Source organism: Arthrobacter sp. ok362, assembly GCF_900102785.1.
Lineage (GTDB): Bacteria > Actinomycetota > Actinomycetes > Actinomycetales > Micrococcaceae > Arthrobacter.
Window position 1 is genome coordinate 1 of record NZ_FNGC01000026.1, and the last position, 26,255, is coordinate 26,255.

Below are 26,255 nucleotides of genomic sequence, written 5' to 3' on the forward strand. Positions count from 1 at the left end.
CCCCAGGGCGCCGGCGGGTGCGGACACAGGGTTACGGCGGTCATAGCGTGGGGGAAACGCCCGGTCCCATCCCGAACCCGGAAGCTAAGACCCACAGCGCCGATGGTACTGCACCCGGGAGGGTGTGGGAGAGTAGGTCACCGCCGGACAACCATTCAGGTCGAGGACCCCCAACCACGTTGGGGGTCCTCCCGCATTTAACCCCCAAACACCCCGCCAGGACCGCCGGCCGCGGCCTCCCACGCGGCCGCCCCGGCCCGCCACCCAAGGGGCGCAAAGTCCGCTGGCGAGGACCGCGGCGGGTCTCGCTGAATCGGCGCCGCCGAAGGGGGCGTCCGCTCTGGGCGCAAATTGGCCGCTATCGGCGTCGATTCCAGTGATTTTCCCCAAAAAACGCCGAAAACACGCGGAATTTGCCACCTCTGAGGCGCCAAGCTGGTAAGTTTTCGAACAGTGGTTTGTACGCATGCCGTGTGCAAGCTCCAAAAATCATGACCGTCCAGGAGGACATAAATGGCTAAGAACCGTAGTGAACTTGTTGCAGAGGTCGCAGGCAAGGCCGGCACCAGCCAGGCAGCAGTCAACTCCGTGCTCGACGCACTGTTCGAGGTCTTCGAGACCTCTGTCGCCGCGGGCGAAAAGATCACCATCCCGGGCTGGCTCGCAGTCGAGCGCACCGACCGTGCAGCTCGCACCGGCCGCAACCCGCAGACCGGCGAGACCATCCAGATTGCCGCTGGCCACAGCGTCAAGCTGACCGCCGGCTCCAAGCTGAAGGCTGCAGTCGCCAAGAAGAAGTAGTCTTCTTCGCAGGCTTGAAAGGAGCGGCAACCCTAGGGTTGCCGCTCCTTTTGCGTTCCCCGCCCAATCGGCGCCCGTTCGCCTGGGTGTTCCCCCGACCGTCCGCCTGGACCGATCCCCAAGGCCGAGCCGTTGGGGCCGATTCGCTGAGCAGGGCAGCGTAGCGGACAATGGAGGTGTGCCTTCCGCAGCAAATCCCACGCCCACAACCGCAGCGCCCGTTCCTTCAGGGGACGCACGCGGCCCTGGCCAAGGTCCCGACGGGATTGCCCGGCGGTGGCTGATCGCCGGCCTTGGCGCGTTGTTCGTGGGCCTGGCCGCGGCACTCATCTTTTCCGGCGCGGCAGCCGCCCGCGAAGTCTCGGATCCGGGTGCGCTGGTGCGCTGGGGGCTCCCGGTGAGCAAAGCGGTCCACAACGTCGCCGTGGCCACGGTGATCGGCGCCCTGATCTTCGCCGTCGGGATCCTCCCGCGGAACAGGGACGGCTCCCGGTTCAAGGGCCAGGACGCCCCGGAACATCCGGCCTTCACCCGCGCGCTGGCCGTGGCCGCCGCGGCGGGCGCCGTCTGGACGTTCTCCGCGATCTCCGTGCTGGTCCTGGGCTACGCGGACATTGCAGGGCAGGGCATCTCAGGAGATCCGGAATTCACCCGTTCCCTCGTGTACTTCATGACGGACATCGAAACCGGACGCGCCTGGCTGGCGGTCGTGATCATCGCGGCCGTCGTCACCACCGCTCTTTTCGGGGTGCGCTCCCGCGGCGGGCTGGCACTGACGCTGGTCCTTTCGCTGATCGGACTGGTTCCCGCCGCCCTGATCGGGCACTCCTCAAGCTCCAGCGACCACGAGGGCGCAATCAACTCGCTGGGCCTGCACCTGGTGGGCGTATCGGCCTGGGTGGGCGGCATCATCATGCTGGCGGTCCTTTCGGGCGTCCTGGGCGGCACCGCCGCCGGCGGGCGCAGCTCGGGTGCGTCCCCGCGGACCGCAGACATCACCGAGCCGACCCTGCGCCGGTTCTCATCCCTTGCGGGCTTTGCCTTCGTTCTGGTCTTCGCCTCAGGCGTGATCAACGCCAGCATCCGCCTTACCACATGGGCAGACCTCTTCGGGTCGGCCTACGGGCAACTGATCCTCGCCAAGACGGCGGCGGTCCTTGTGCTGGGCGGCATCGGGCTCATGCACCGCCGCTGGGTTATCCCGCAGCTGGGCAACCGCGGCATGGGCAGGTCCGCGCGCCAAGTGCTGTGGCAGTTGGTGATCGTGGAGCTGATCATCATGGGAGCGACGTCCGGGATCGCCGTGGCCCTGGGGCGCTCTGCCCCGCCGCAGCCCACCAGTTTCGCCCCCGACGCGTCGCCGGCCTTCATCCTCTCCGGCTACGAGCTTCCGCCGGAGCTGACCCCGGAACGATGGCTCACGGAGTGGCGGCTCGACTGGCTCTGGGTCGCCGTCGCAGCCTTTGCCCTGGTGTCCTATGTCCTCGGCGTCCGGAAGGTACTGCAACGGGGCGACTCGTGGCCCTGGTTCCGGACGGTCAACTGGGTGATCGGGATCGTGGTCCTCACCTACGTGACCTCGGGACCGCCGTCGGTCTACGGCAGGGTACTGTTCTCGGCGCACATGGTGGACCACATGGCCCTGACCATGGTGGCCCCCATCTTCCTGGTCCTCGGCGCACCCGTGACGCTGGCGCTCCGGGCGCTCGCCCCGCGGCGCGACAGCTCGCGCGGACCGCGTGAGTGGGTGATGATCTTCATCCACTCCAAGTTCTCGCAACTGGTGACCCACCCGCTGTTCGCGGCCGCCAACTTCGCCGGCTCCATCGTGCTCTTCTACTACTCGGACGCGTTCGGCTACGCGATGCGGGACCACGTGGGCCACGAGCTCATGAACCTGCACTTCGCCCTCACCGGCTACATCTTCGTGCTCACCATGATCGGCACCGATCCGCTGCCGCGCCGCGCACCGTACCCCATGCGGCTGCTGCTCCTGCTGGCCACCATGGGCTTCCACGCGTTCTTCGGCGTCGCCATCATGGGCGGCACGGGGCTGTTGGCTGCGGACTACTTCGGCAACCTGGGGCGGACGTGGGGCCCCTCGGCCCTGCTGGACCAGCAGATGGGCGGTGCCGTGGCCTGGGGCATCGGTGAAGTGCCAACCCTGCTGGTGGCGATCGGCGTCGCCGTTATGTGGTCCCGCTCCGATGCGCGCGAGTCCAAACGCACCGACCGGGCGGCGGATAGGAATAACGACGCCGACCTCACCGCTTACAACGATATGTTTGCCAAGCTGGCCGAGCGCGACGCCAGGCTTGCCGAACGCAATTCAAAGCTGGAAGGACGCTCATGACCGAAACCGTACGCACCCATCTCCGGGTCCGGGCCTCCGAACTGGTGGGCCGCAACTGGCTGAACACCGGTGGCAAGTCCCTGGACCTCGAATCCCTGCGCGGCAAGATCGTGCTGCTGGACTTCTGGACGTTCTGCTGCATCAACTGCCTGCACGTCCTGGACGAGCTCCGTCCGCTCGAGCAGCAGTACTCGGATGTCCTGGTGACGGTCGGTGTGCATTCGCCCAAGTTCGAGCACGAGGCCGATCCCGTGGCACTGGCGGCCGCCGTCGAACGCTACGAGATTCGCCACCCGGTTCTCGACGACCCCGAACTGGACACCTGGAAGGCCTACACGGCCCGGGCGTGGCCCACCCTGGTGGTCATCGATCCCGAGGGCTACATCGTGGCGCACCTCTCCGGTGAAGGCCACGCGGACGGCCTCGCCGTGCTGATCCCCGAACTGATCGCCGAGCATGAGGGTAGGGGCGCCCTGCACCGCGGCGACGGCCCCTATGTGGCGCCAGAACCGACGTCGGGCACGCTGCGCTTCCCGGGAAAGGCCCTGTTCCTGCCCGCCGGCCGCGGCGTCGGCACCGCGGAGGACGCCGGCTCCTGGCTGGTCACCGACACCGGCCATCACCGCATCGTGGAGCTCTCCACCGACTTCCAGACGGTGCTGGCCACCTACGGCTCCGGCAACAAGGGCCACGCCGACGGCAACGCCGCCACCGCCCGGTTCAATGAACCGCAGGGCCTGGTGCTGCTGCCCGAGGACGTGGCCGCGGACGCCGGTTACGACGTCGTAATTGCGGACTCAGTGAACCACCGGCTCCGTGGGCTCTCCCTCACGGACGGAACCGTCCGGACGCTGGCCGGCAACGGCGTGCAGCGGCTGCTGGAAACCGGCCCGGCCCGCGTGGACGAGGAAGGCGCCGCCTACGGTACCCGGCTCGAGGCGGATCCGCTCGCGGTGTCCCTGAGTTCGCCGTGGGATGTCGTCTGGTCCACCAAACTCAACGCCGTGGTGGTGGCGATGGCTGGAGTGCACCAGATCTTCAGTTTCGAGCCAACCTCAGGCGCCGTAAAAATCATCGCCGGCAACGGCCTCGAAGGGCTCCTGGACGGCCCGGGCGCCGAAGCCTGGTTCGCCCAGTCCTCCGGCGTCGCCGAAGACGCCGACGGCAACATCTGGGTGGCTGACTCCGAGACCTCCGCCCTGCGCAAACTCGTCATTGACGACGCCGGCAGCATCACCGTCGAGTCGGCCGTGGGCAAGGGCCTGTTCGACTTCGGCTTCCGCGACGGCCCCGCCGCAGAGGCGCGGCTGCAGCACCCGCTCGGCGTGACGGTGCTCCCTGACGGCTCGGTGGCCATCGCGGACACGTACAACGGCGCAGTCCGCCGCTACGACCCCGCGACCGGCACGGTCTCCACGCTGGCCCGCGGGCTGTCCGAGCCTTCCGACGTGATTGTCGACCACACGCAGGTCGCCGGAGCCGAGCCGTTGCTGGTGGTGGTCGAGGCCAACAAGCACCAGCTGGTCTACGTGCCGATCCCGAAGGAAGCACAGCAGGTGGACGAGGGCGCGGCACAGACCCACCGGCCCAAGAGCCCCGTGGCGCCCGGGCCGCTCGAACTGGCCGTCCGCTTCACGGCGCCTACTGGGCAGAAGCTGGACGACCGCTGGGGCGATCCCACCCAGCTGAAGATCTCGTCCACACCGCCCGAACTGCTGGTCTCCGGCGGCGGGACGTCTGTGGGCCTCCTGCGTACCCTGGAGCTTTCCTCGGACATTCCCGAAGGCGTCCTGCACATCACCGCCCGCGCGGCGGCCTGCGACGGCCCCGAAGACGCCGACGGCGAGATCCCGGACCACGCGGCCTGCCACCTCTACCAGCAGGACTGGGGAATCCCCGTGCTCCTGCAGGCCGACGGCGACACCGAGCTGGTCCTTGACCTGCGTGGAATGGACTGAGCCGCTGCCGATCAAAAGGCTGCTGTCCGTGACCTCGCGTCACGGACAGCAGCCTTTTGGCTTTCCTCGGACCCGTAGCCGCGGAATCCCGCCGCCCGTCGACTCCCGGGGCTTCAAAAAGCTGCCCGGCGTGACGCGGAATTATCCACATACGGCAGCCTGCCGGTGCCGCGCCTAGTGAGCGGGGCGAATCATGAGCAGGGGCGATATGACGCTGGATTTCTTGCGGCGGCGGCTGCCTGGGACGCGTAACGGCCGGGCCCGGGAGGTCCTGAACTGGGTGGACCGTGGCGCAGAATCCCTGCTGGAGACCCTGGCCCGAACCTATTTCCAACAAGCCGGAATTTGGGTGGAGACGCAGGTGCACATTGAGGGCGTTGGGTATGTGGATCTGCTGCTGGAGGGCTGGCTGATCGTGGAGCTCGACGGTCGTCATCACGGCGAATGGGAGCAGGTGAAGAAGGACCAGCGCCGCAACAACCGCTCGGTGGCCCGGGGCTACGCAGTGCTCCGCTACTACTATGCCGACGTGGTTCACCATCCGGCGGCCATGGTGGCGGAGGTCCTGGCGGTTCTTGCCAGCGTGAAAGCGCCCAGATAGATATCACGGCCGGCAGCTTTTTGGGCACCGGGGGAGAAGAAATCCGCGGGATTCCTGGGGAGCAGTGCTCTCGGATGGCCCAAAGTCTGCGCTGCGTGACGGGAAGGGACCCTGCGGCGGGGAACCTCCCCGGTTCTGGTAGTTAACCGGGTTCTAGTAGTTAACCGAGGTCTAGTAGTTGAGCTGCGGCGTGAGCTTGACGGTGTCGCCGTCGATGTCCAGGCGGGTCGTGAAGCTGAAATCGTGGACGGAGTTGATGTCGGTCGCGGCGCCCGTAAACAGGTCCACCTGGCGAGCCCTGATCCGGGCCTTGCCGTCCAGGGGTGCTACCACCCAGCGGCCGCCGAACGGCTCGATGCTGACGGTGGGGTAGTTCGTGATGCTCCAGTCGATGGTCCCGTCAATCACGCGGTTGTTGGTGGCGTGGTAGAACGGGCAGTCAGGCTGCAGCTTCTGCTGCTTGTCTGCCTCGTCGGCGCAGGAGTCCAGGAACTCCTTGACCTTGCCGCTCACGGCCTCCTTCAGGGCGCCTGTGGCCTCGGTCAGCAGGTTCAGCGAGGCCGGGCGCGCGTCCCCGCCCGTCACGGTTGCCCGGGTGGCCGGGGCGGTGAAGTACTGGCCGTTCAGCGCGGCCTCGTACTCGCCGGGATAGAAGACAGCGAAGGAGTTGCGGCCGTTGGGCATGTTTACCGGTACCCCGTTGACGGTGGCCTCGCTGGAGTTGACCACGGTGACGTCCAGGACGGGCAGCGCAGCCGGGACGAAAGACCATTTGTCGAAGAACAGCCACTCGGTGCCGGAGCGTTCCAGCAGGAACTCTGTCCGCAACCGGCTGCCGTCGATCGTGTAGTCCATGGGCACCATGACTTGGTTCGCTCCGCGCTCTTCAGCGTCACCAAGTTTGACGTCGGTGACGCGGGCGGCCGCGGTTTGCAGAGCGGTTCCGTCGAGCATCGCCGGGTTGCTTTGTGGCACGGAGGCGCGCAACAGCCCCAATGCCTTTTCGCCATCGCCCTTTTGCAGGGCGCTGAGATATTCGCGGACTGGCTGCTGGGGCCCGGCAATGGAGTCGTTCACCAGGTTGATGGACACGATGGCCCCGGCCACGGCAAGCATCAGCCCGAGCAGCCACACTGCTGCGATTTTGACCAACGACTGACTCATCTGCACGATTCTTACGTTACCTGCACCCCACAGGAATCTCGGTGTCACGGTTCGCATCTGTGACGCGGAGCATGGCTCGGATGGACGCCGCCGTGCTGGTCGCTAGCGGCGGCGGCGTTTCGAGGACGTGCCGAAGACGCCGCGGAGCAGTTCCCTGCCGAGTTGGGTCCCCAGCGATCGGGCCATGCTCTTGAGGCCCCCGCCGAGGGCCCCCGCGAGGTCGCCGCCGATCCCGCCGCCGTCCGTCGGTTGCGCCGGGCGGGGGGCCCGCCGCTCGGGCGTTTGCCCGTGTTCGGGCGTCCCCGGCGCCGGCGCGGGACGGCTGCTGGGACGGCCAAGGATTTCTTCCTCGATCCGTCGGGCTTCGGCGTCGACGGCGTTGGGGTCCAGGCCGCCGCCCTGGCCAGTCCCGCCCGGGGCTCCGCCCTGGTGTGCGGTCCCGGCGGCCGGCCCGGTGGGGGCAGCTCCTGTGTAGTCACCGCCTTCGGCGGTGATTTTCTCGTAGGCCGAGATGTTGTCGACGGCGGTGCCGTATTTGGGCAGGAGCGCGGAGGCGGCGACGGTGCTGGAGATCAGGGCGTCTGTGCTGGGGCCCATCACGGATTCCGGGGCGCGGAGCCGGGTAAGCGCCACAGGGGTCGGCGCGCCCTTCTCATTCAGGACGGTAATGACGGCCTCGCCGATGCCGGCAGTGGTGAGGATCTCCTCGAGATCGTAGTCGCTGGTCGGGAACGTGGAGACGGTGGCCCTGAGGGCCTTGGCGTCCTCCGGGGTATAGGCGCGGAGGGCGTGCTGTACCCGGTTTGCCAACTGGCCGAGGACGTCGGCGGGGACGTCCTTGGGGGTCTGCGTCACGAAGAAGATGCCGACGCCCTTGGACCGGATGAGCCGGACGGTGGTGGTGATGGCGTCGAGGAAGGCCTTCGAGGCGCCGTTGAACAGCAGGTGCGCCTCATCCAGGAAGAACACGAGCTTGGGCTTGTCGAGGTCCCCTGCCTCTGGCAGGTCCTCGAAGAGGTCGGCCAGCAGCCACATGAGGAACGTCGAGAAGAGCATGGGTTTGGTCTGCAGTGTCGGCAGCTCCAGGCAGCTGACCACGCCGCGGCCGTCAGGCGCGGTACGCAGCAGTTCCGCGGTGTCGAACTCGGGTTCGCCGAAGAACTTCTCCATGCCCTGCGCCTCGAGCGTGATCAGTTCGCGCAGGATCACGCCCGCGGTTGCCTTGGAGAGGCCGCCGAGTTCCTCAAGCTCGTCCTTGCCCTCGGCCGAGGTCAAGAACTGGATCACGGCCCGCAGGTCCTTGAGGTCGATCAGCTCCAGGTTGTTCTTGTCCGCGAAATGGAAGACGAGCTGAAGGCTGGATTCCTGGGTCTCGTTCAGGTCCATGACACGGGAGAGCAGGATGGGGCCGAAAGAGGTAATGGTGGCGCGGACCGGGATGCCCTTGCCGTCGCCGCCGAGGGCCAGGAACTCCACCGGGAAGCTCTTGCCTGCCCACGCCTGGCCGATGCTCTCCGTGCGGGCCAGGAGCTTTTCGCTGCCCGTGGCCGCGGTGGCCAGCCCGGAGAGGTCGCCTTTGATGTCGGCAAGGAACACGGGCACGCCCGCTGTGGAGAGCTGTTCGGCCATCATGTGCAGCGTGACGGTCTTGCCGGTGCCTGTCGCCCCTGCCACGAGGCCGTGCCGGTTCATCATCGCGAGCGGCAGCCGGACGGGGGCGTCCTTGTGGAGTTCGCCATCGACGATCGCCGCCCCGAGCTCGATCGTGGGTCCGTCCAGGGTGTAGCCCTGGACGATCGTGGCGACTTTATCTGCAGTGGATTTGATGGCCATGCGGTTAGCTTAGCCGGGTCCGGGGTTCCCGGGCCCGGCTAAGACCGGCCTATTCGGCGAGGGCCCTGAGGGCTGACTATTCCATGGCTCGCCGACAGGTGGGTCCTCGGCCGGGCGATGCGGGGTTCTCATCGGGGACGCTGTGCGCGTTTCGGAGGAAAAATCGGCAGCGTTTGTCGAATTACGCTACCGATTTGCGATTCTGCCCTTAGACTGTGGCATGCCCAACTCGTTCCCGCGCATCGTACTGGCCTTTGTTGTGACCCTCGGCCTTGTCCTCCTGGGCGGAAGCCCCGCCTCGGCCGCCACGGCCAGCTCCTCGGGACCCGGAATCGATGTCTCGTGGCCGCAGTGCGGCAAGACCCTCCCTAAGCAGCCCGCCTTCGCAATCGTCGGCGTCAACCACGGTCTGGCCAACAACACGAACCCGTGTCTGGCAAGCCAGCTGGCCTGGGCGAAGACCGCAAAGTCCCCGGCAGCGACGGCGCAGCCGAGGGTGGCGCTGTACGTCAACACGGCCAACCCCGCCCGGCAGGGATCCTGGTGGCCCACGTTGAACACCTACAACGGGGTGAAGGTCACCAACCCGTACGGCAACTGCGCCTTGGGGTCGCTCAAAGCCTGCTCCTACATGTACGGGTGGGCCAAGGCATCCGACGACACCAAGCGCCGCGGGGTCAGCAACCCGCAGTCCTACCTCTGGTGGCTGGATGTGGAAACGGAAAACTCCTGGCAGACAGACAAGGCCGCCAACGTCGCCGTCCTGGAAGGCATGACCGCCTATTTCAAGCGGATCGGCGCCCGCGTGGGCATCTACTCCACCGCCTACCAGTGGGGGAAGATCGCCGGAACCGTGAAGTTCACCAGCCCGCTGGCAGGATTGCCGAGCTGGCTCGCTGGAGCGGGATCGGCGGCCGTCGCCAAGGCGAACTGCGCCCGCTCTGGACTCACCCCGCGCAGCCGCGTCTCGATGACGCAGTACATCTCCGGCGGCCTCGACTACAACTATTCGTGCACCGGATCCCGCTGAACCGCTGAAGCAGAAGCAGTAGCAGGAGCAGAAGCCGGCAGCAGTCGGCAGCTGCGGGACTGGGGTGGATCGTCCGGGCATGCAGAACTATGTGCAGAAATATCCCGGGGCCCGCCGTCGTTGACCACAGTGTGCCCGCGCCGGAAACCCGTCGCCGCCCAGGACCGCAGTCCCAAACTCCGGCCCGTACACTGCCCCGCTACGAAAGGCCGGCTTTTCCGTGACTGTTCCGCTTTCTATTCTTGATCTCGCAACCATCGGCCCGGGCCAGACGGCGGGGGAGAGCTTCGCCGGAAGCGTGGCCATGGCGCAGCTCGCCGAGGACCGGGGCTACCGGCGGATCTGGTACGCCGAGCACCACAACATGTCCTCGATCGCCTCCTCCGCCACGAGCGTGCTGATCGCCCACGTCGCGGCCCACACCTCCAGCATTCGGCTCGGCGCCGGTGGCGTAATGCTGCCCAACCACTCGCCGCTGACCATCGCGGAACAGTTCGGGACGCTCGAAACCCTGCACCCAGGAAGGATCGACCTCGGGTTGGGCCGTGCGCCGGGCAGCGACCAGAACACCATGCGCGCCCTGCGCCGCGATCCGATGTCGGCAGACAGCTTCCCCCAGGACGTCCTGGAGCTCCAGGGCTACCTGACCGGCCCCACCCGCATCCAGGGCGTGGAGGCCACCCCGGGCAAGGGCACCAACGTGCCGCTGTACATCCTGGGCTCCTCCCTGTTCGGCGCCCGGCTGGCCGCCCAGCTGGGACTGCCCTACGCCTTCGCCTCGCACTTCGCGCCCAACGCGCTGCAAGACGCGGTGGCCGTCTACCGCCGCGAATTCCGGCCCTCAGCGCAGCTCGAGGCACCGCACGTGATCGCCGGCGTCAATGTCGTTGCCGCCGATTCGGCCGCGGAGGCCCAGGCGAAGTTCCAGGCCACGAAGCGGGCCAGGGTCTCCCTGTTCTTCGGCAACGGCCGTGTGTTCAGCGAGGACGAGGCGGACATGATCCTGGACTCGCCCCAGGGCCAGCACGTGGCGCAGATGATGAAGTACTCCGCTGTCGGCACTCCCGATGCCGTGCTGGCGTACCTCGAGGAGTTCACGGAGCACGCCGATGCCGACGAACTGATCGTGGCGCACCAGAGCACCGGCACCGAGGCCCGGCTCCGTTCCGTGGAGCTTCTGGCCGACGCCGCCCGGCTCGTCCGGGCCTAGGAGCCAGCGGGGCCGTCCGCCGCCGGCCCTGGCTACAGTTCCCGGCGGGCGCCCTCGGACGCGGTGACTGGGAAGATGTGCGGGGCCGTGTACCGGGCACGGGCGAAGTCGCGGGCAATCCCCCCGGCCACCTTGCCGGCGTCGTCGTTCCGGACCAGGGCGAGGGCGGCCCCGCCGAAGCCGCCACCGGTCATCCGCGCGCCGATGGCGCCCAATTCCTGCGCGCTGGCCACCGCGAGGTCGAGCTCGGGGGTGGAGATCTCGAAGTCGTCGCGCATGGACAGGTGCGATTCATCAAGGAACGGACCGATGGCGCCGGCGCCGGAGGCCCGCAGTGCCGCGACGGTGGCCAGCACCCGCTGGTTTTCCGTAATGATGTGGCGGACCCGGCGGTAGGTCTGTCCGTCGAGCTGTGCCGCGGCGCGGGGGAGATCGTCCGGGCCCAATGCCCGCAGGCTGCCGACGCCCAGACGGCGGGCGCCGTCCTCGCAGGACCGGCGGCGGCTGGCATAACCGCCGTCGGCATGGGAGTGGCTGGTGCGGGTGTCGATCACGAGGAGCCCCACCCCGGCAACGGCAAAGCCCAGGGCAACGGTCTCGGTCAGCAGGTTCTGGCAGTCGAGCAGGATGCCATGGTCCGGTTCGCCCAGGAGCGAGGCCGACTGGTCCATGATGCCGGTGGGTGCGCCGACCACCCTGTTCTCGGCCAGCTGGCCGATCCGGGCCAGTGCCTGACTGTCCAGCCCCAACTCCCAGAGATCGTTCAGGGCCAGGGCCACGGCGCATTCGACGGCGGCAGAGGAGGACAGCCCGGCGCCGGCCGGGACATCCGAGGTCAGCGCCAGGTCCACGCCGGACATCCGGGAGGCGCCGCCGGACGCACCGCCGGCCGCCGCCCGGGCCATCGCCCAGGCCACGCCCAGCGGGTAGGCGGCCCAGCCGGTGAGGGCATCTGGGTCCAGGTCCTCGAGGCTCACCTCCACCACGCCGGGGAAGGAGCTGCTTGTGACCCTAAGCAGGCGGTCTGCACGGGCGCGGGCCGCTACCGTGGTGCGCTTGTCGATCGCGATCGGAAACGCGAAGCCGTCGTTGTAATCCGTGTGCTCGCCGATCAGGTTGACCCGCCCGGGCGCCGACCACAAGCCGTCCGGCGCGCCGCTGAACTGGCTGGAAAAGTACTCACTTCCCAGTTGAAGGACTTCGTTCATGGCTGGGCGGCTTCCTGTTCTGTTGCTGGCTGTTCTGTTGGGAATGGCTCGAGCCCGGCCGTTTCCATGGCCTCGCGGAGCCGGGCGGCTGCCGTTTCCGGCGGGATGTCCGCGATGAATGCGCCCATCGCGGCCTCCGACCCTGCCAGGTACTTGAGCTTGTCCTCCTCCCGGCGGGGCGAGGTCAGCTGCAGCATGAGCCGGATGTCGTCCCGGTGGGCGTGGACGGGAGCCTGATGCCACGCCGAAATGTAAGGGGTGGGGGTGTCGTAGAGGGCATCGACGCCGCGCAGGAGCCGGCCGTACAGCCGGGAGAACTCATCGCGTTCCTCGTCCGTTGTGGCGGCGAGGTCCGGGACGTGCCGGTGCGGGAGGATGTGCACTTCCAGCGGCCAGCGCGCGGCAAACGGGACAAACGCCGTCCAGTGCTCGCCCTGGAGAAGCACCCGCTCGGATTTCTGCTCGAAGCTGAGGATGTCCTCGAACAGCGAACCGCCGTAGCTCTCGATCGTGCGGACCAGCTGGGCTGTGCGGGGCGTGATGTACGGGTAGGCGTAGATCTGTCCGTGCGGGTGGTGCAGCGTCACGCCGATCGCTTCGCCGCGGTTCTCGAACGGGAAAACCTGTTCGACGCCGGGCAGCGCGGACAGCTCGGCCGTCCGGTCCGCCCAGGCTTCCACCACCGTGCGCATCCGGGACAGGGGCAGTCCCGCCAGGGAACCGGTGTGTTCGGGGGAGAAGCACACCACTTCGCACCGGCCCACAGACTGCCGGCTGCGCCCCAGCCCCACCAGGGCGAGGTCATCCAGGCCCTCCGGCGCGGCGGCCCCGGCCAGGTCCGGTCCGAAGGATGGGGACTTGTTTTCGAAGACGGCGACGTCGTAGAGACTCGGAATTTCCGAGGGATTCTCCGGTGACGCCGGGGCCAGCGGGTCCAGGTGCGAGGGCGGCAGGACCACCCGGTTTTGCCGGGCGGCCGCGATCGAAATCCACTCCCCGGTCAGGACGTCCTGGCGCATGGTGGCCGTGGGCGGACGGAGCGCCGGCGCGCGCAGATCGTCCCCGCGGTCCGGGGGCAGGACGGTATCGGCATCATCGAAGTAGATGATGTCCCGGCCGTCGGAGAGCTTGTAGGAGCGTTTCGTAATCTGGCCCATTGTCAGGACTTCCTCACGGGCTGGCCGCCGGTTGCAGCTGGCGCGGCAGCCTCAGCGGCGGTGACGCGGCGGACGGCCAGGAGCAGCCCGTGCTCCGGGTTCAGGACTGGCATGGGGAGGCCGGACTCGGCCAGGAACCGTCCGGTCGCCTCGACGCCGCCAGCAAGCCACGCCGGAGGCGCCGCCTGCAGGAACGCCCGCCTGTCATCGGCCGCGGGGAAGACCGCTTCCACCCAGTACGCGGCGTCCGGCAGCAGCCCCGGCAGGCAGACCCGCCCCGGAAGTTCGGCGAACGACGTCGCCAGGGACACCAGGGCGTAGAGGGCCTCGCCGCCGTCGTGGGACACGACGCCGTGGAGCCGGAGGGCCGGATCGGGCTCGTCGGCCCGTACCATGCGCCCGCTGTGCAGCAGGGGGCGGTACTGCTTGAACAGTGCGATCGCCGCGGCAAGCTCGGTGCGTTCGGAATCGGCGAGGTGCCGGACATCCCATTCGAGGCCGAAGTGGCCGAACATCGCGGTGATCGCCCGGAAGGAGAGATCGTGCGTTCGCGCGGTGGTGTGGCTCGTGGTCGGGCCGATGTGCGATCCGACGAGCTCCGGCGGCACCACCACGCCGGTCCAGCGCTGGATCGTCTGCCGTTCCAGGGCATCGTTGCAGTCCGAGGCCCAGATCCGGTCGGTGCGTTCCAGGATTCCGAGATCCACGCGGGCGCCCCCGGAGGAACAACTTTCAATCTCGACGTCCGGGTGGGCCAGGCGGAGCTCGTCGAGGAGCCGGTAAACGGCCCGTGTCTGGGCGTGCACGGAGGGGCGGCCGGCGTGGCCCATTTCGGTCAGGTCCCGGTTCTGGTCCCATTTGAGGTAGCTGATCCGGTATTCGCTCAACAGGGCATCGAGCCTGTCGAAGATGTACTGCCAGGCCTCCGGATTGACGAGGTCGAGGACCTGCTGGTGCCGCCACGGTTCCGGCAGCCGGTCGGCCGGGCCGCCGCCGGCACCGCCGTCTGCGGGCCGCGGGGCCGGACCGGCGATCCAGTCCGGGTGGGCGCGGGCCAAGTCGGAGTCTTCGTTCACCATTTCGGGTTCGACCCAGAGGCCGAATTCCATGCCGTGGCCGGTAACCGCGGCGATCAGCGGGGCCAGGCCGCCGGGCCAGAGGTCCTCGTCGACGTACCAGTCGCCGAGGCCTGCCTGGTCGTTGCGCCGGCCGCGGAACCAGCCGTCGTCGAGGACATAGCGTTCCACGCCCAGCCGGGCAGCGGATTCGGCGAGATCGAGCAGCACCGGCATCCGGTGGTCGAAATACACCGCTTCCCAGACGTTGAGAACCACAGGACGGGCTTTGCCGGACCGCACACCGGGGTGGTGCGGGCGGCCGCGGAACCAGGTGTAGAAAGCATCGCTGATGCCGTCCAGACCCGCGGCGGAATACGCCGCGAACAACCACGGGGTCTCGTAGCTGGCGTTCGCGGCCACGCTGATCTCGCCGGCGCCGAGCAGTTCCGAGGCGCCCATGACGGTCCTGCCGTCCGCGGTGGCGTCCACGAAGCTCTCGTGGTTGCCGCTCCAGCCCAGGTGCACGGCCCACACCTGCCCGTGGCGGTTGCCGAATCCGGGGGTGCCGGCTGCCAGCAGGAGCGAGGCGTCATGGCCGGTCCGCCCGTGCCGGCCCGAGCGGACCCAGGTGCCTTGGTGCAGCGGCAGGCGCTGGGGGTGGGACTCCCGGCACCAGCGGCCGGTCAGGTCCAGGATCTCTGTGGCGGCGCGGCCCACCGGCAGGACGGCCGCGAGTTCGTCAAGGCTGTACGGGCCGGCGCCGTCGTTGTCGAGCCGGTGCCGGATCTGGAGCAGGCCGCCGTCGTTGATCCTGATCTCCGTGTGGACGCTGACACCGGCGTCGGGGTCTGCCTGGGTGATGGCGGCAGAGCATTCCTCCCCGGCGGAACGCCCCCCGCGGGACCGCTCAACACTGACAACACGCAGACGGGCGGAGAACGCCTGGCCGTTCCGGTGGCCGCGCAGGCCGGGCCGCCCGCGCCAGCCGGAGGACGCCTGCGGGATCAGTCCCAGTGTGACCGGGACATCGAGTGCCGAGTGCGGGACGGCGTCGCCCAGCAGCGAAAGGTCCGGCAGGGCAGGGCCGAGGTCGGCGCCGAAGTGCAGCATGGCGGCCTCGCCGGTGCTGAAGTCGATGAGCAGCGACGTTCCGGAGCGGCGCAGGTATAGGGGCTCCCTGTGCGGGGCGCCCAGCGGGGAGCGGGTCTCGGCGGCAAGGGTGAGGTCCGGGTTGTTCACGGTAGCTCCAGGCGTAGTGGTTGGGTGGGCGGGGCCGTGCCGGTCAGCCTGCGGCTGCTGCGGGGCTGGCTGTGCTGGTGCGCCGGGCGTCGCCGGTACTGGCCAGACGGAGCCGGCCGACGCGCTCGCCGAGGATGCGCCGGGCCTCGCTGCCGAGGAGGTCGTCGCTGATGAGTTCGTCAGCGTCCTCCAGGCTGGCGATGGTGCTTATGCCGAGGGTGCCCCACTTTGTGTGGTCGGCCAGCACCACCACCCGGCGGGCCGCGGTGACGAAGGCCCGGTCGGTTTCGGCTTCCAGCACGTTGGGAGTGGTGAACCCGGCGTCGGCGTCGACACCGTGGACGCCGAGGAACAGCACGTCCAGGTGAAGCTGCCTGAGCGCGGACGTGGCCAGCGGCCCGACGAGCGCATCGGAGGGTGTGCGCTCGCCGCCGGTCAGGATCACGGTGGATGGGGAGGAGCTTTGGTGGAAGACGTCGGCGATCCGTACCGAGTTGGTGACCACCGTGATCCGCGGACCGGTGGACAGCAGTTGGGCCAGCGCCCACGTGGTGGTGCCGGCGCTGAGCCCCACCGCCATGCCCTCGCGCACCTGGGCGGCCGCCGCCTGCGCAATCGCCATCTTCTCGTCCTTGAGCTGGGTCACCTTCAGCTCGAAGCCTGGCTCGTGGGTGCCGGCTCCGCCGGGCAGCTTGGCCCCGCCATGGATCTTCTCCACGGCACCCGCCGCGTCGAGGGCCTCGATGTCCCGCCGCACGGTCATCAGCGAGACGCCGAGCATCTTGGCGAGGTCCGCGATACGGACGATCCGCTCACGTTGGACCTCCGCGAGGATGGCGGAATGGCGGGCTGCGGCTAGCATGTGGAGTCCTTACAGGCTTGAGTGGTTTGGAAGGCTTGAGCGGTTTGAGTGGCTGGCGGACGTGCCGACCAGTTGGGCGGCACGGGAACGGACCACGGCGACACCTCCGGCCGCGAGGCCGAGCCCGCCGTCGAGCTCGTTACCGGTGAGGAGGTCAACGCCTTCCAGCGGCAGCCGGACCTCGTGCATCCCGTGGTTGATGCAGAATGTCCAGTCCGTTCCGTCCTTGCTGCGCCGGGCGACTTCCACGTCGGCCGGCAGATCCGGAACGAGCGGCTGTACCCCTGCATCGGCGCAGACGACGCTGAGCAGTTCGCCCAGGCCCTCCGACGCGAGCGTGGTGGCGACATAGTAGGAACGGCCGCTTCCGGCCCGGTTGCGGGTCACGGCGGGAGAACCGGCAGCCGGTCCCTCTTCCACGGCCGCGAGGACCTCGGCGGTGGTGGCCCGCCCCAGTTCGTTCCAGCAGGTGCCGGCACCGAAGCCGCTGAGCTGCACGCTTTCCCCTGCGCGCAACGGAAAGAACTCTTCCATCCCGACGCCCAACAGCCCGCTGAACGCGCCGGGGTAACTGCCAAGCCTGATGTGGTCATTTTCGTCCACGATACCGGAGAAATACGTCACCACGAGGTGGCCGCCGGCGCGCACGTAGGAGTCCAGGTTCGAGGCCCCGGCATCGCTCACGAGGTACTGCATCGGCGCGATGACCAGCCGGTAGCCGGAGAGGTCCTCGGTGCTCTGGCGGAAGTCCGTGGGGATCCCGGCGCGGTAAAAGGCATCATGCCACCGCCGGGTTTCCGTGATGTTGGAGGCATCCACGCTCGGGTGCGAGTCCAGTTCCGAGGCCCAGCGGGCGTCGGTGTCATGAAGGATCGCAACATCCACCCGGCCGGACGCGCCCGTGACCACCGAACCGCTGACTTCGGCCAGGCTGCGCAGCGCCTGGCCGAGCTGGACCACTTCGCGCCAAACCTTGGTGTCCGTGCCGGCATGCGGCAGCAGCCCGGAGTGGAACTTCTCGGCGCCGGCGCGGGACGCCCGCCACTGGAAGAACAGTGCGCCGTCGGCACCGCGGGCCACGTGCTGCAGGGAATTTCGCAGCATCTCGCCTGGCGCTTTGGCGATGTTGCGGGGCTGCCAGTTGACCGCCGAGGTGGAATGTTCCATGAGCAGCCACGGCTTGCCCTTGGCCCAGCCGCGGGTGAGGTCCGCTGTGGCCGCCAGTTCCTGGAAGTTCCGTGGATCATCGGCAATGAGGTAGTGGTCATTGGAGACCACATCCATCTCCTCGGACCAGCGCCAGTAGTCCACCGGCTGGTGCAGGCCCATGTTGAAGCCCATGAAGTTGGTGGTTACGGGATGCCCCGAGTGCGAGCGGATGATCGAGGCCTCGGCCTTGTAGCATTCGAGCAGCTCATCGGAGGAGTAGCGGGCGAAGTCCAACTGCTGGGTCGGGTTGACCCAGGTACCGGAGGTCCGCGGCGGCAGGATTTCGTCCCAGGCCGAGTAGCGCTGGGACCAGAAGGCGGTTCCCCACGCGGCATTGAGGGTCTCGAGGCTGCCGTACCGGCGTTCCAGCCAGCGCCGGAAACCGGCGGCGGCGCCGTCGGAGAAGTCCGGCTGGTTGTGGCAGCCGTACTCGTTGTGGACGTGCCACATCACGACGGCGGGGTGGTCCTTGTACCGGACGGCGATCCGCTCGGTCAGCGCAGCGGCGGCCCGGCGGTAGTCGGGGCTTGAGGCGGCGAAAGCCTGCCGGGAACCGTAACTGTGCCGCACGCCGTCGGCCGTTACCGGCAGCGACTCGGGGTACTTGTGGCTGAACCAGGGCGGCGGCGATGCCGTGGCGTTCGCCAGGTCCACCCGGATGCCGTTGGCGTGCAACAGGTCCAGGACCCGGTCCAGCCAGCCGAACTCGTAGACGCCCTCGTACGGTTCCAGCAGCGACCAGCTGAAAATGCCCACGCTGACCAGGTTGACGCCGGCCTCGCGCATTAGCAGGACGTCTTCGTTCCACGTCTCCTCGGGCCATTGCTCGGGGTTGTAGTCGCCGCCGAAGGCCAGCATCGGAGAGCCCTCGGAGCCGAGGCGCGCGGTGATGTAGTCCATGGAGTTGTTGTTGTGGGTGGTGCTGTTGTCCACGTTTATCCTTTGCTGGAGCCGAGGGTCAGGCCCGCCACGAAATGCCGCTGCAGGAGCAGGTAGACGACCAGGGCCGGAATTGCCGTGATCATGGCGCCGGCGGCGATCAGGTTGTAGTTGGAGAGGAACTGGCCCTGGAGATTGTTGATGGCCGTGGTGACCGGAAGGCGGTCGCCACTTTGAATGAACAGCAGCGGCCAGAAGTAGTCGTTGTAAATGAAGATCACTTCAAGCGTGCCCATGGCGGCCAGGGCGGGGCGGCACAGCGGCAGGATGATGTCCCAGTACTGGCGCCAGACGCCGGCCCCGTCCACCAGGGCAGCCTCGGTCAGTTCGGGGGACAGCGCCTTCATGTAGTTCGAGAGCACGAAGGTCACGAAGCCGATCTGGAAGGCGGTGTCCACCGCGATCACGCTGATATAGGTGTTGAGCAGGTTCCCGGAATCGCTGATCGCGTACGGCAGTTCAAAGTGCTTGAACATTTCAAAGAGCGGGGCCGCGAGCACCTGCGGGGGGAGCAGGTTTCCGGCGGTGAACATGATCAGCAGCGTGATGTTGAACTTCCAGCTCACCCGGCTGACAGCGAACGCCATCATGGAGGCGAAGAAAAGGATGAGAAACACGGACGGGACCGTGATGAGCACCGAGTTCCAGAACAGCTGGGAAAAGCCGCCCTGCGTCCAGGCCTGGGTGAAGTTGTCGAAGTTGAAGGCACCGCCGGTGCTGAAATAGCCGTACTTGTCCGTGTCCGCCTTGGGCCGCAGCGCCGTGAAAACGGCCCAGCCCAGGGGCACGAGCCAGATCGCCGCCATGACGATGAGGAAGACATGGGTCCCGTAGTGCCGCTTGCCCTGCTTGTTGTTGGCTGGCCGGCCGGGCCGGGGGCCGGTCCTGCCCGCGCCGGAGCTGGGCTGGCCGGCGTCCGCCGGCGTGCCAGCCGCGGCGGCATCGGTTGGATGGGCGATGCTCATGCCTCTTTGTCCTTTCCAAACGCGCGGGACAGGTAGAAGGTGATGGGGATCAGCGAGATGACCAGCAGGATGACGGCCAGTGCCGAGCCGATGCCGATCACCTGCCCTTCGCCCACCAGGTTCTGGATGACCAGGGCGCTGATGAGTTCCAGGCCGTTGGTGCCGCGGTTGATCACGTAGACGATGTCGAATGCCCGGAGGGATTCGATGACGGTGATGACGATGATGATGATGTTGACCGGGCGCATCGCCGGGAAGATCACTTGGAAGAAGGTCTGGACCGCGTTGGCGCCGTCAATCTGGGCCGCTTCGCGCAGGGTCGGGTCTACTCCCTTGAGCCCGGCCAAGTACAAGATCATGACGTAGCCGGCGTGCCGCCAGGTGGCGGCAAAGAGGGCGGCCCAGATGTTGACGCTGGAATCCCCGAACCAGTCCACGGCCTGGGGCGTGCCCGCCGTGCCGAGGAGGAAGTTTAAGAAGCCGCTGTCGCGGTTGTAGAACAGCTGCCAGATGATCCCGATCAGGGCCAGGGAGAGCATCACGGGGGCGAAGAAGACGCTCTGGTAGATCCTCGTGCCGCGGATGTTTTGGTCCAGGAGCACGGCCAGCAGCAGCCCCAGCGGCGTGGCGACGAAGGCCAGGAACGCCAGCCACAGCACGTTGTGCTGCACGGCGGGCCAAAACGGCGGGTAATCCTGGGCGACGAACTGGTAGTTATCGCCGCCTGCGGGTTTGATGTCGGTCAGTTCGAGCCCGTTCCAGCGGGTGAAGGACAGCCCGACGGACATGAGCGTGGGGATCCAGACCAATACGAGCTGGATCAGCGTGGGGACGCCCACCATCAGGCCCAGCACCACTTTGTCGCGGCCGGACAGCCGCCGAACCCGTCGCGCGGGCGCGGCGGTTGCCTTGCGCCCCCGCGCCGACGGATTTGTAGACACACTCATGGGGATTCCTTGCCTTGAGACATGCCGCTACTGGGCGGCGTAGAGGGACTTGGCCTGGGCTTCGAGGTTCTTCACATCGACATTGCCGTCCTTGATGAAGGACTGAAGGGCCGGGATCATCACGTTGTTGGCCATGGCGGGCAGGGCATCGCGGTCGAAGAACTGGCTGATGTTCTTGGCGCCGCTGATCGCCTCGGCCAGTTTCTTGTTGAGCGGAGTGAACTTGGACGTATCAGCGCCCTTGGCGGTGGCGATGTTGGACGAGTCAACCGAGGCGTACACATCCTGTCCCTCCGGGGTGCCGACGTACGCCAGGAAATCCCGGGCCGACTGGTTCTGCCCGCCCTTCTTCGAGAGCAGGAGACCGTCAATGGGTGCCTCGATGGAGTCCTGGCCCTCCACCGCGATCTCGGGGAACGGGAAGAAGTCGATGTCGTCGGCGATCGCCTTGTCCGTGAACTGTTGGGTAAGGAAGGACCCGAGCAGGTACATTCCCGACTTCTTGTCCGCGAGGGACTTCGCGGAGTCCTGCCAGGTCATGCCGAGGGCGTTCGGGTTCTGGTACGGCAGCAGCGCCTTCCAGGTGTCGAAGACGTCGCTGACCTTCTTCTGGTCCCAGCTTTCCTTGTGGGCGGTGAGGTCCATGTGGAACTGGTAGCCGTTCAAGCGCATGTTCAGGTAGTCAAAGGTGCCCATGGCGGGCCAGCCGTCCTTGTCCGCAAACTCAATCGGGATCAGGCCGTCACCCTTCATCTTGGTGCAGAGCGCCTTCAGTTCGTCGAACGTCTTGGGGACGGCGTACCCCTTTTCCGTCCAGAGGCTCTTCCGGTAGAAGAAACCCCAGGGATAGTTGTAGTTCGGAATCAGGTACATCTTGCCGTCGGCGCCCGTCGAGGCCTTTTTCAGAGCGTCGGAGTAGTTTCCGCCGACCTTTTCCCAGACATCGTCGATCGGGGCGAGCAGTCCCTTGCCGGCGTAGTACTGCATGCGGTAGCCGGCGAACCAGGTGAAGGAATCGTCCGGGCTGCCCTGGAGGTAGGTGTTGATCTTGTTCTGGAAGTCATTGTGCGCCACCACGTTGGTGGTGATCGCGACGCCTGACTTCTTCTGGAAAGCGTCGGTCACTGCCTTGTAGGCGGCCTTGGGGACCTCGTCGGAGGATCCGGAGCCGAAGGTGGCCGTCGTGGAGCCGCTGCTGGCTGGTGCGCTGCCGCCCGTGCAGGCTGTGAGCAGGGGAATGCCGGCCATCGCGACTGCTCCGGCGCCGAAGGTCTTCAGCAACGTCCTCCGGTCCCACCCGCCTTGGCTGGAGGCCCGGAGCAGTGCGTCCTCATGCATGGTCATAATTTCTCCTTTGAAATAACGCGGGTGGCGTGAAGCAGCTCACATAATTAGCTATCATATTCGCACAATAAAGAACGTCAAGTAGCAAAAACGAACATTACGGCGCTGTGGCCGGCACTTGTCCGTTGACTAAGTCCCGACCCGCTCATAGCGTTAAGGTCCTCAGGGCACCGATGTGGTCCGCCGGCCGGCGGTGGCGCCCGGATCCGCGGAAACATGGCGAAAACCCAGGTGCACCCATGAAGATCAAGCCCACAGCCGCCGCCACGCTGCTCGTCCTGCTGTTCTTGGGCGGACTGCTCGGCGGTGTATCCGCGCCGGCCTCGACCGGGGGTGCCACGTATTACGTGAGCGCGGACGGTAGCGACGCCAACGCCGGGACATCGCCACAATCGGCCTGGGAGACTCTTGATAAGGTCAACGCCACGGCGTTGCGGCCCGGGGACTCTGTCAGCCTTCGCCGCGGAGACATCTTCTCTGGGGGCCTCGTGGTCAGCCAGGGCGGCACCAGCCGGCTCAAGATCACCCTGGATGCCTACGGAACCGGCGATCTCCCTGTCATTACGGGGGGGCTGACGGGTACTTGCGTCAGCCTCGACGGCGACTACATCACCGTGGACGGCTTGCGGGCGGAATCGTGCGGCTACGCCGGGTTCAGCGTCTACGGCGACCACGATTTCATATGGAACTCCGCCGCGAAGAACAACGCCGCTGGTATCAAGGTGAGCGAGGGCTCCGACTTCGGCAGCTATGCCAACAACACGCTCGCTGACAACAACATCATGAACGTGAACACCCCGGGGGAGCGGTGCGGCACCCCTACGGCCGTGAATTGCGAAGACGATTCGGGCGCCTTCGGCTTCCTGATCAACGGCAGCGACAACGAGTTCGCCGGCAACACCGTCACGGGTTCCAGCGCGCCGTCCCACGACTTCGGACTCGACGGCAGCGCCTTCGAGATCTATAACGGCAACCGGAACAGGATCCACCACAACGTGGCGGTGGACAACAACGTCTTCTCCGAAATAGGGCGAGGGGGCAGTGGTACGGCCGACGGCAACACCTACAGCTACAACCTCGTCCGGGCCACCTGCGGCGCCCATTGCTCCAAGGCCATGGGGCTGATCGCCCGCGGAAGGACGTCATCCTTCGGCCCGACCAACGGCACCACGTTCGAATACAACACTGTATGGCTGGACGGCCCGGACTCCCAGGCCCTCGTCTGCCACTCGTCATGCCCGGCCTCCACTGTCATCAGGGGAAACATCCTGGTAGCGGTCAGCGACGCGCTGTGGATGGACGGTACCGGCTGGACGGAGCAAGGGAATGTCCTCAATGGCCCCACCAACATCGTTCCCAGCGCCACCTCCACCACCGAGCCGGCCGACTTTGTGAATGCACCCGCCGATCTCCACCTCTCCGGCGCGAGTCCGGCCATTGACCGGGCCGGGGTCAGTCCGTTCCCCATGGATCTGGACGGGCGGCCGGCCAATCAGGGGGGCGACTGCCGCGGCGGTGGAGCGGCCGATGCGGGGACTTACGAATACAGGCCAGCCAACTGCTGAAACGCACTTCCACCGTGCCGGCAGACGTTACATACCTGCAACCGCCGGGCAACCCGGGCGAAACTGTGTCCGGAGGATACTGGAACTACGTCCTCCCGAGGACGATTCTCATGCAAGGCATTGGGGACTATTCGAAGGACTCCGCGCATGCCCACTCCGCTCAACCAGTCCTTGGCTGACTCTGCCCTTCTGACCAAATCCCTCCCACTGGGCCTGCTCCGGGCCTTCGTGCAGACTGAGGCCGCCGACGACGGGCTGACGCCGCAACTGCTGGCTGAGCTCAAGATCCTGGCCCGCACCCCCGGCCTGCTGGTGGCGTGCAACTATGGCGGAACCCTCTGCGCGGCGGAAGGGATCTCGACCGAGACCCTGCCGCTGGCCAGCGCGGCGATCGCCCTCCGTGCGCTCGCCGCCCTGCCCAATACGCACGCCGCCGTCATTTCCGGCCGGTCCCTCCGCGACCTCGCCGCCGTCTCACGCCTGCCCGCCGAGGTGCATCTGGTGGGTTCGCACGGTGCCGAGTTCGACATGGGCTACGCCCACAGCCTCTCGCTGGCCACCGAGTCCGTGCTCCAGCACGCCCACCAGGCCCTCGCCGAAACGGTCGGCGCGTACCGGGGCGTCAGCATCGAACGCAAGCCCGTCGCAGTCTCCGTCCACACGCGGTCCGCGGCGCCGGACATCGTTGCCCTGGCCATCGGGAAGGCCTCGCACATCGCCCAGGACAACGGGCTGCACTTCATCGTGGACGGCTCAGTGCTGGACCTTTCGGTCGTCGAACCGTCCAAAGCTGCGGCCATGGAACACCTGCGCTCCGTGCTCGGTGTCAGTGCCGCCCTCTACGCCGGCGACGCGTCCAGCGATGAGCTGGCCATGGCAACCCTGCGGGGACCGGACATGGCGCTGCGCGTGGGGGAAGGGCCCAGCGTGGCGAACCACAGGCTCCGGGACACGGAGTCGTTCGCCCGGGTCCTGGCGATCCTGTTCGAACTGCGGCGGGCGTGGCTCTTCGGCGAGGACGCCGTGGGGCTGGAACGGCACTCCATGATCGGCAACGGCTCCTCCACCGCCCTGATCACGCCGGACGCCAAGATCTGCTGGATGAGCCACCCGCTGCCGGACTCGGGGTCGTTGTTTGCCCATTTGCTCGGCGGCGATGCGGCCGGCCACTTCTCCGTGGAACCGGTGAAGTCCTCGCCGGTCCTTGGCCAGCGCTACGTGGACAGCACCATGATCGTCGAAACCCGCTGGGCCGACGTCACCGTGACGGACTACTTGGAGCCGGCCCCGGAAGGCATCACCAGCCTGGTCCGGGTCCTCTCCGGCACCGGCACAGCCCGGATCGTCTTCGCTCCGCGGCCGGACTACGCGAATGCGCCGTTCAGCATGGAGGCGCGCGGGACGGAACTGCACGTCGTCGGAACCGCGGACCCCATCGCGCTTCGGGCCCCCGGAGTGGCCTTTTCCATCACCTCGGACGGCCGGCACGCCACCGCCACGGGCGACGTCGACCTGCGGGACGGGCCCGTGGTCCTCAACCTGCGTTGCGGCGACACGGAACCCCAGCCGGCGGTGCCCGAAGACGAAACCGGGCGTCGCGCCGCCGTCGCCCATCACTCCAGGCGCTGGGTCCACGAGCTGCAACTGCCGGACGTGAAGCCGTCGCTGGTGCGCCGGTCCGCGCTGGTGCTGCGGGCCCTGGTCCACGAAGCCACCGGCGCCGTGCTGGCCGCGCCCACCACCTCGCTGCCGGAGGGAATCGGCGGCACCCGGAACTGGGACTACCGGTACTGCTGGCTGCGGGACGGGTCCATGACTGTCAACGCCCTCGTGGACCTCGGCTCCACCGCCGAGGCCGAGGGCTTCCTGGCCTGGCTGGGCCGGATCCTGGCCCACGCCCCGGGCCCGGAGTGGCTGCATCCGCTCTACTCGGTGACCGGGGCGCCACTGTCCACCGAGGCCATCATCGAGAGCCTGCCCGGCTACGCGGGATCGCGCCCGGTCCGGATCGGGAATGCTGCCGACCACCAGGTGCAGCTGGACGTATTTGGCCCGATTGCCCAGCTGATCGACGCCCTCAGCGCCCGCCAGGGCGTGCTCTCCGACGACCACTGGGAACTGCTGGTCCAGATGGCCGCGGCCGTGCTGGCCCGCTGGCATGAGGCGGACCATGGCATCTGGGAGGCCAGACGGGCGCCCCGGCACCATGTCTACACGAAGGTGATGTGCTGGGTGGCGCTTGACCGGGCGCTGCGCACGGCCGCCCGGCATGGCCGGGAACCGCTGCCGGCCTGGGAGCCCACAGCGGCGAAAATCCGGCAGGAAGTCCTGCACGAAGGCTGGGACGAGTCGGCGTACTCCTACACCGTGGCCTATGACAGCCCGGACCTGGATGCAGCCGTGCTGCACATCGGTCTCTCCGGGCTGCTGGACGTCAACGACCCCCGCTTCCTGGCCACCGTCACGGCGGTGGAACGGGAACTGCGGGTGGGGCCCACCGTTTTCCGCTACCGGTACGACGACGGCCTGCCCGGCCTGGAGGGCGGCTTCCACATCTGCACCACGTGGCTGATCGAGGCCTACATCGCCGTCGGCCGGATCGAGGAGGCCTGGGACCTCTTTGACCAGCTGGTGAACCTGTTCGGTCCCACGGGGTTGCTGCCGGAAGAGTACGATCCCGGCACGGAAACCCACCTGGGCAACCATCCCCAGGCGTATTCGCACCTGGGCTTCATCCGCTGCGCCCGGCTCCTGCACGAGCACCAGAAGAACTGACTATCACCGGAATTGACCGGAAGCTGGGCCGGCCGCC

General features: G+C 67.4%; 18 protein-coding genes and 1 rRNA gene. 9 read left to right on the top strand and 10 right to left on the bottom strand.

Features of this window, described 5'->3' with window-relative positions; genetic code table 11:
- Positions 1-32 precede the first annotated feature (32 nt).
- The 5 genes from rrf (at position 33) to BLQ10_RS21495 (ending at position 5,713) form a co-directional block, all read left to right on the top strand.
- Positions 33-149, top strand: a 5S ribosomal RNA gene (rrf, locus tag BLQ10_RS21475).
- 364 nt (positions 150-513) lie between these two features.
- Positions 514-801: an HU family DNA-binding protein gene (locus BLQ10_RS21480; protein WP_011776355.1), complete on the top strand. Its 288-nt coding sequence runs from the start codon at positions 514-516 to the stop codon at positions 799-801.
- Between the two features lie 313 nt (positions 802-1,114).
- Positions 1,115-3,154, top strand: a complete 2,040-nt coding sequence (locus tag BLQ10_RS21485; protein WP_091565042.1) for a bifunctional copper resistance protein CopD/cytochrome c oxidase assembly protein — start codon at positions 1,115-1,117, stop codon at positions 3,152-3,154.
- Complete coding sequence (locus BLQ10_RS21490) at positions 3,151-5,112, top strand: NHL domain-containing thioredoxin family protein (RefSeq protein WP_091565022.1); 1,962 nt, start codon at positions 3,151-3,153, stop codon at positions 5,110-5,112. The genes BLQ10_RS21485 and BLQ10_RS21490 overlap by 4 nt, the downstream gene beginning before the upstream one ends.
- A gap of 208 nt (positions 5,113-5,320) precedes the next feature.
- Positions 5,321-5,713 carry an endonuclease domain-containing protein gene (locus BLQ10_RS21495; protein ID WP_368086535.1) on the top strand — a complete coding sequence of 131 codons (393 nt, stop codon included), beginning with the start codon at positions 5,321-5,323 and terminating at the stop codon, positions 5,711-5,713.
- Positions 5,714-5,884: 171 nt separating this feature from the next.
- Here BLQ10_RS21495 and BLQ10_RS21500 read toward each other — a convergent pair whose 3' ends face one another.
- Complete coding sequence (locus tag BLQ10_RS21500; RefSeq protein ID WP_091565024.1) at positions 5,885-6,877, bottom strand: hypothetical protein; 993 nt, start codon at positions 6,875-6,877, stop codon at positions 5,885-5,887.
- A gap of 102 nt (positions 6,878-6,979) precedes the next feature.
- The gene (locus BLQ10_RS21505; RefSeq protein WP_091565025.1) at positions 6,980-8,710 is read right to left on the bottom strand and encodes a helicase HerA-like domain-containing protein; all 1,731 of its coding nucleotides are present in this window, start codon (positions 8,708-8,710) and stop codon (positions 6,980-6,982) included.
- 220 nt (positions 8,711-8,930) lie between these two features.
- Between BLQ10_RS21505 and BLQ10_RS21510 the strand changes: the two genes are divergently transcribed.
- The gene (locus BLQ10_RS21510) at positions 8,931-9,740 is read left to right on the top strand and encodes a glycoside hydrolase family 25 domain-containing protein (protein ID WP_091565026.1); all 810 of its coding nucleotides are present in this window, start codon (positions 8,931-8,933) and stop codon (positions 9,738-9,740) included.
- A 220-nt stretch (positions 9,741-9,960) separates the two neighbouring features.
- Positions 9,961-10,950 (top strand): LLM class flavin-dependent oxidoreductase, encoded by a 990-nt coding sequence (locus BLQ10_RS21515; protein WP_091565027.1) that lies wholly within the window; start codon positions 9,961-9,963, stop codon positions 10,948-10,950.
- Between the two features lie 32 nt (positions 10,951-10,982).
- Here BLQ10_RS21515 and galK read toward each other — a convergent pair whose 3' ends face one another.
- The 8 genes from galK to BLQ10_RS21555 form a co-directional block, all read right to left on the bottom strand.
- Complete coding sequence (gene galK / locus BLQ10_RS21520; protein WP_091565028.1) at positions 10,983-12,158, bottom strand: galactokinase; 1,176 nt, start codon at positions 12,156-12,158, stop codon at positions 10,983-10,985.
- Complete coding sequence (gene galT, locus BLQ10_RS21525; RefSeq protein ID WP_091565029.1) at positions 12,155-13,315, bottom strand: galactose-1-phosphate uridylyltransferase; 1,161 nt, start codon at positions 13,313-13,315, stop codon at positions 12,155-12,157. Before galT ends, galK begins: the two co-directional genes overlap by 4 nt.
- A gap of 2 nt (positions 13,316-13,317) precedes the next feature.
- Positions 13,318-15,567, bottom strand: coding sequence for an alpha-galactosidase (locus BLQ10_RS21530; protein WP_091565043.1), 2,250 nt, complete (start codon positions 15,565-15,567; stop codon positions 13,318-13,320).
- An 88-nt stretch (positions 15,568-15,655) separates the two neighbouring features.
- The gene (locus BLQ10_RS21535; RefSeq protein ID WP_091565030.1) at positions 15,656-16,474 is read right to left on the bottom strand and encodes a DeoR/GlpR family DNA-binding transcription regulator; all 819 of its coding nucleotides are present in this window, start codon (positions 16,472-16,474) and stop codon (positions 15,656-15,658) included.
- Positions 16,475-16,483: 9 nt separating this feature from the next.
- On the bottom strand, positions 16,484-18,616 hold the full coding sequence (locus tag BLQ10_RS21540; RefSeq protein WP_217635849.1) for a beta-galactosidase: 2,133 nt from the start codon (positions 18,614-18,616) through the stop codon (positions 16,484-16,486).
- Between the two features lie 2 nt (positions 18,617-18,618).
- The gene (locus BLQ10_RS21545) at positions 18,619-19,587 is read right to left on the bottom strand and encodes a carbohydrate ABC transporter permease (protein ID WP_091565031.1); all 969 of its coding nucleotides are present in this window, start codon (positions 19,585-19,587) and stop codon (positions 18,619-18,621) included.
- On the bottom strand, positions 19,584-20,534 hold the full coding sequence (locus BLQ10_RS21550; protein ID WP_091565032.1) for a carbohydrate ABC transporter permease: 951 nt from the start codon (positions 20,532-20,534) through the stop codon (positions 19,584-19,586). The genes BLQ10_RS21545 and BLQ10_RS21550 overlap by 4 nt, the downstream gene beginning before the upstream one ends.
- A gap of 27 nt (positions 20,535-20,561) precedes the next feature.
- Positions 20,562-21,878 (bottom strand): ABC transporter substrate-binding protein, encoded by a 1,317-nt coding sequence (locus BLQ10_RS21555; protein ID WP_091565033.1) that lies wholly within the window; start codon positions 21,876-21,878, stop codon positions 20,562-20,564.
- Between the two features lie 239 nt (positions 21,879-22,117).
- Here BLQ10_RS21555 and BLQ10_RS21560 point away from each other — a divergent pair, with 239 nt between their 5' ends.
- Entirely contained in the window at positions 22,118-23,443 is a 1,326-nt protein-coding gene (locus tag BLQ10_RS21560; protein WP_091565034.1) for a right-handed parallel beta-helix repeat-containing protein, read from the top strand.
- Between the two features lie 147 nt (positions 23,444-23,590).
- Entirely contained in the window at positions 23,591-26,218 is a 2,628-nt protein-coding gene (locus BLQ10_RS21565) for a trehalase-like domain-containing protein (RefSeq protein WP_091565035.1), read from the top strand.
- The last annotated feature ends 37 nt before the right edge of the window (positions 26,219-26,255 follow it).

Excerpts from the sequence above, each read along its gene's own strand:
- BLQ10_RS21535 (WP_091565030.1), bottom strand. The coding sequence starts at position 16,474 with ATGCTAGCCGCAGCCCGCCATTCCGCCATCCTCGCGGAGGTCCAACGT.
- BLQ10_RS21505 (WP_091565025.1), bottom strand. The coding sequence starts at position 8,710 with ATGGCCATCAAATCCACTGCAGATAAAGTCGCCACGATCGTCCAGGGC.
- BLQ10_RS21550 (WP_091565032.1), bottom strand. The coding sequence starts at position 20,534 with ATGAGTGTGTCTACAAATCCGTCGGCGCGGGGGCGCAAGGCAACCGCC.
- BLQ10_RS21555 (WP_091565033.1), bottom strand. The coding sequence starts at position 21,878 with ATGACCATGCATGAGGACGCACTGCTCCGGGCCTCCAGCCAAGGCGGG.
- BLQ10_RS21510 (WP_091565026.1), top strand. The coding sequence starts at position 8,931 with ATGCCCAACTCGTTCCCGCGCATCGTACTGGCCTTTGTTGTGACCCTC.
- galT (WP_091565029.1), bottom strand. The coding sequence starts at position 13,315 with ATGGGCCAGATTACGAAACGCTCCTACAAGCTCTCCGACGGCCGGGAC.
- BLQ10_RS21545 (WP_091565031.1), bottom strand. The coding sequence starts at position 19,587 with ATGAGCATCGCCCATCCAACCGATGCCGCCGCGGCTGGCACGCCGGCG.
- BLQ10_RS21560 (WP_091565034.1), top strand. The coding sequence starts at position 22,118 with ATGAAGATCAAGCCCACAGCCGCCGCCACGCTGCTCGTCCTGCTGTTC.
- BLQ10_RS21500 (WP_091565024.1), bottom strand. The coding sequence starts at position 6,877 with ATGAGTCAGTCGTTGGTCAAAATCGCAGCAGTGTGGCTGCTCGGGCTG.
- BLQ10_RS21490 (WP_091565022.1), top strand. The coding sequence starts at position 3,151 with ATGACCGAAACCGTACGCACCCATCTCCGGGTCCGGGCCTCCGAACTG.
- galK (WP_091565028.1), bottom strand. The coding sequence starts at position 12,158 with ATGAACGAAGTCCTTCAACTGGGAAGTGAGTACTTTTCCAGCCAGTTC.
- BLQ10_RS21565 (WP_091565035.1), top strand. The coding sequence starts at position 23,591 with ATGCCCACTCCGCTCAACCAGTCCTTGGCTGACTCTGCCCTTCTGACC.
- BLQ10_RS21480 (WP_011776355.1), top strand. The coding sequence starts at position 514 with ATGGCTAAGAACCGTAGTGAACTTGTTGCAGAGGTCGCAGGCAAGGCC.
- BLQ10_RS21495 (WP_368086535.1), top strand. The coding sequence starts at position 5,321 with ATGACGCTGGATTTCTTGCGGCGGCGGCTGCCTGGGACGCGTAACGGC.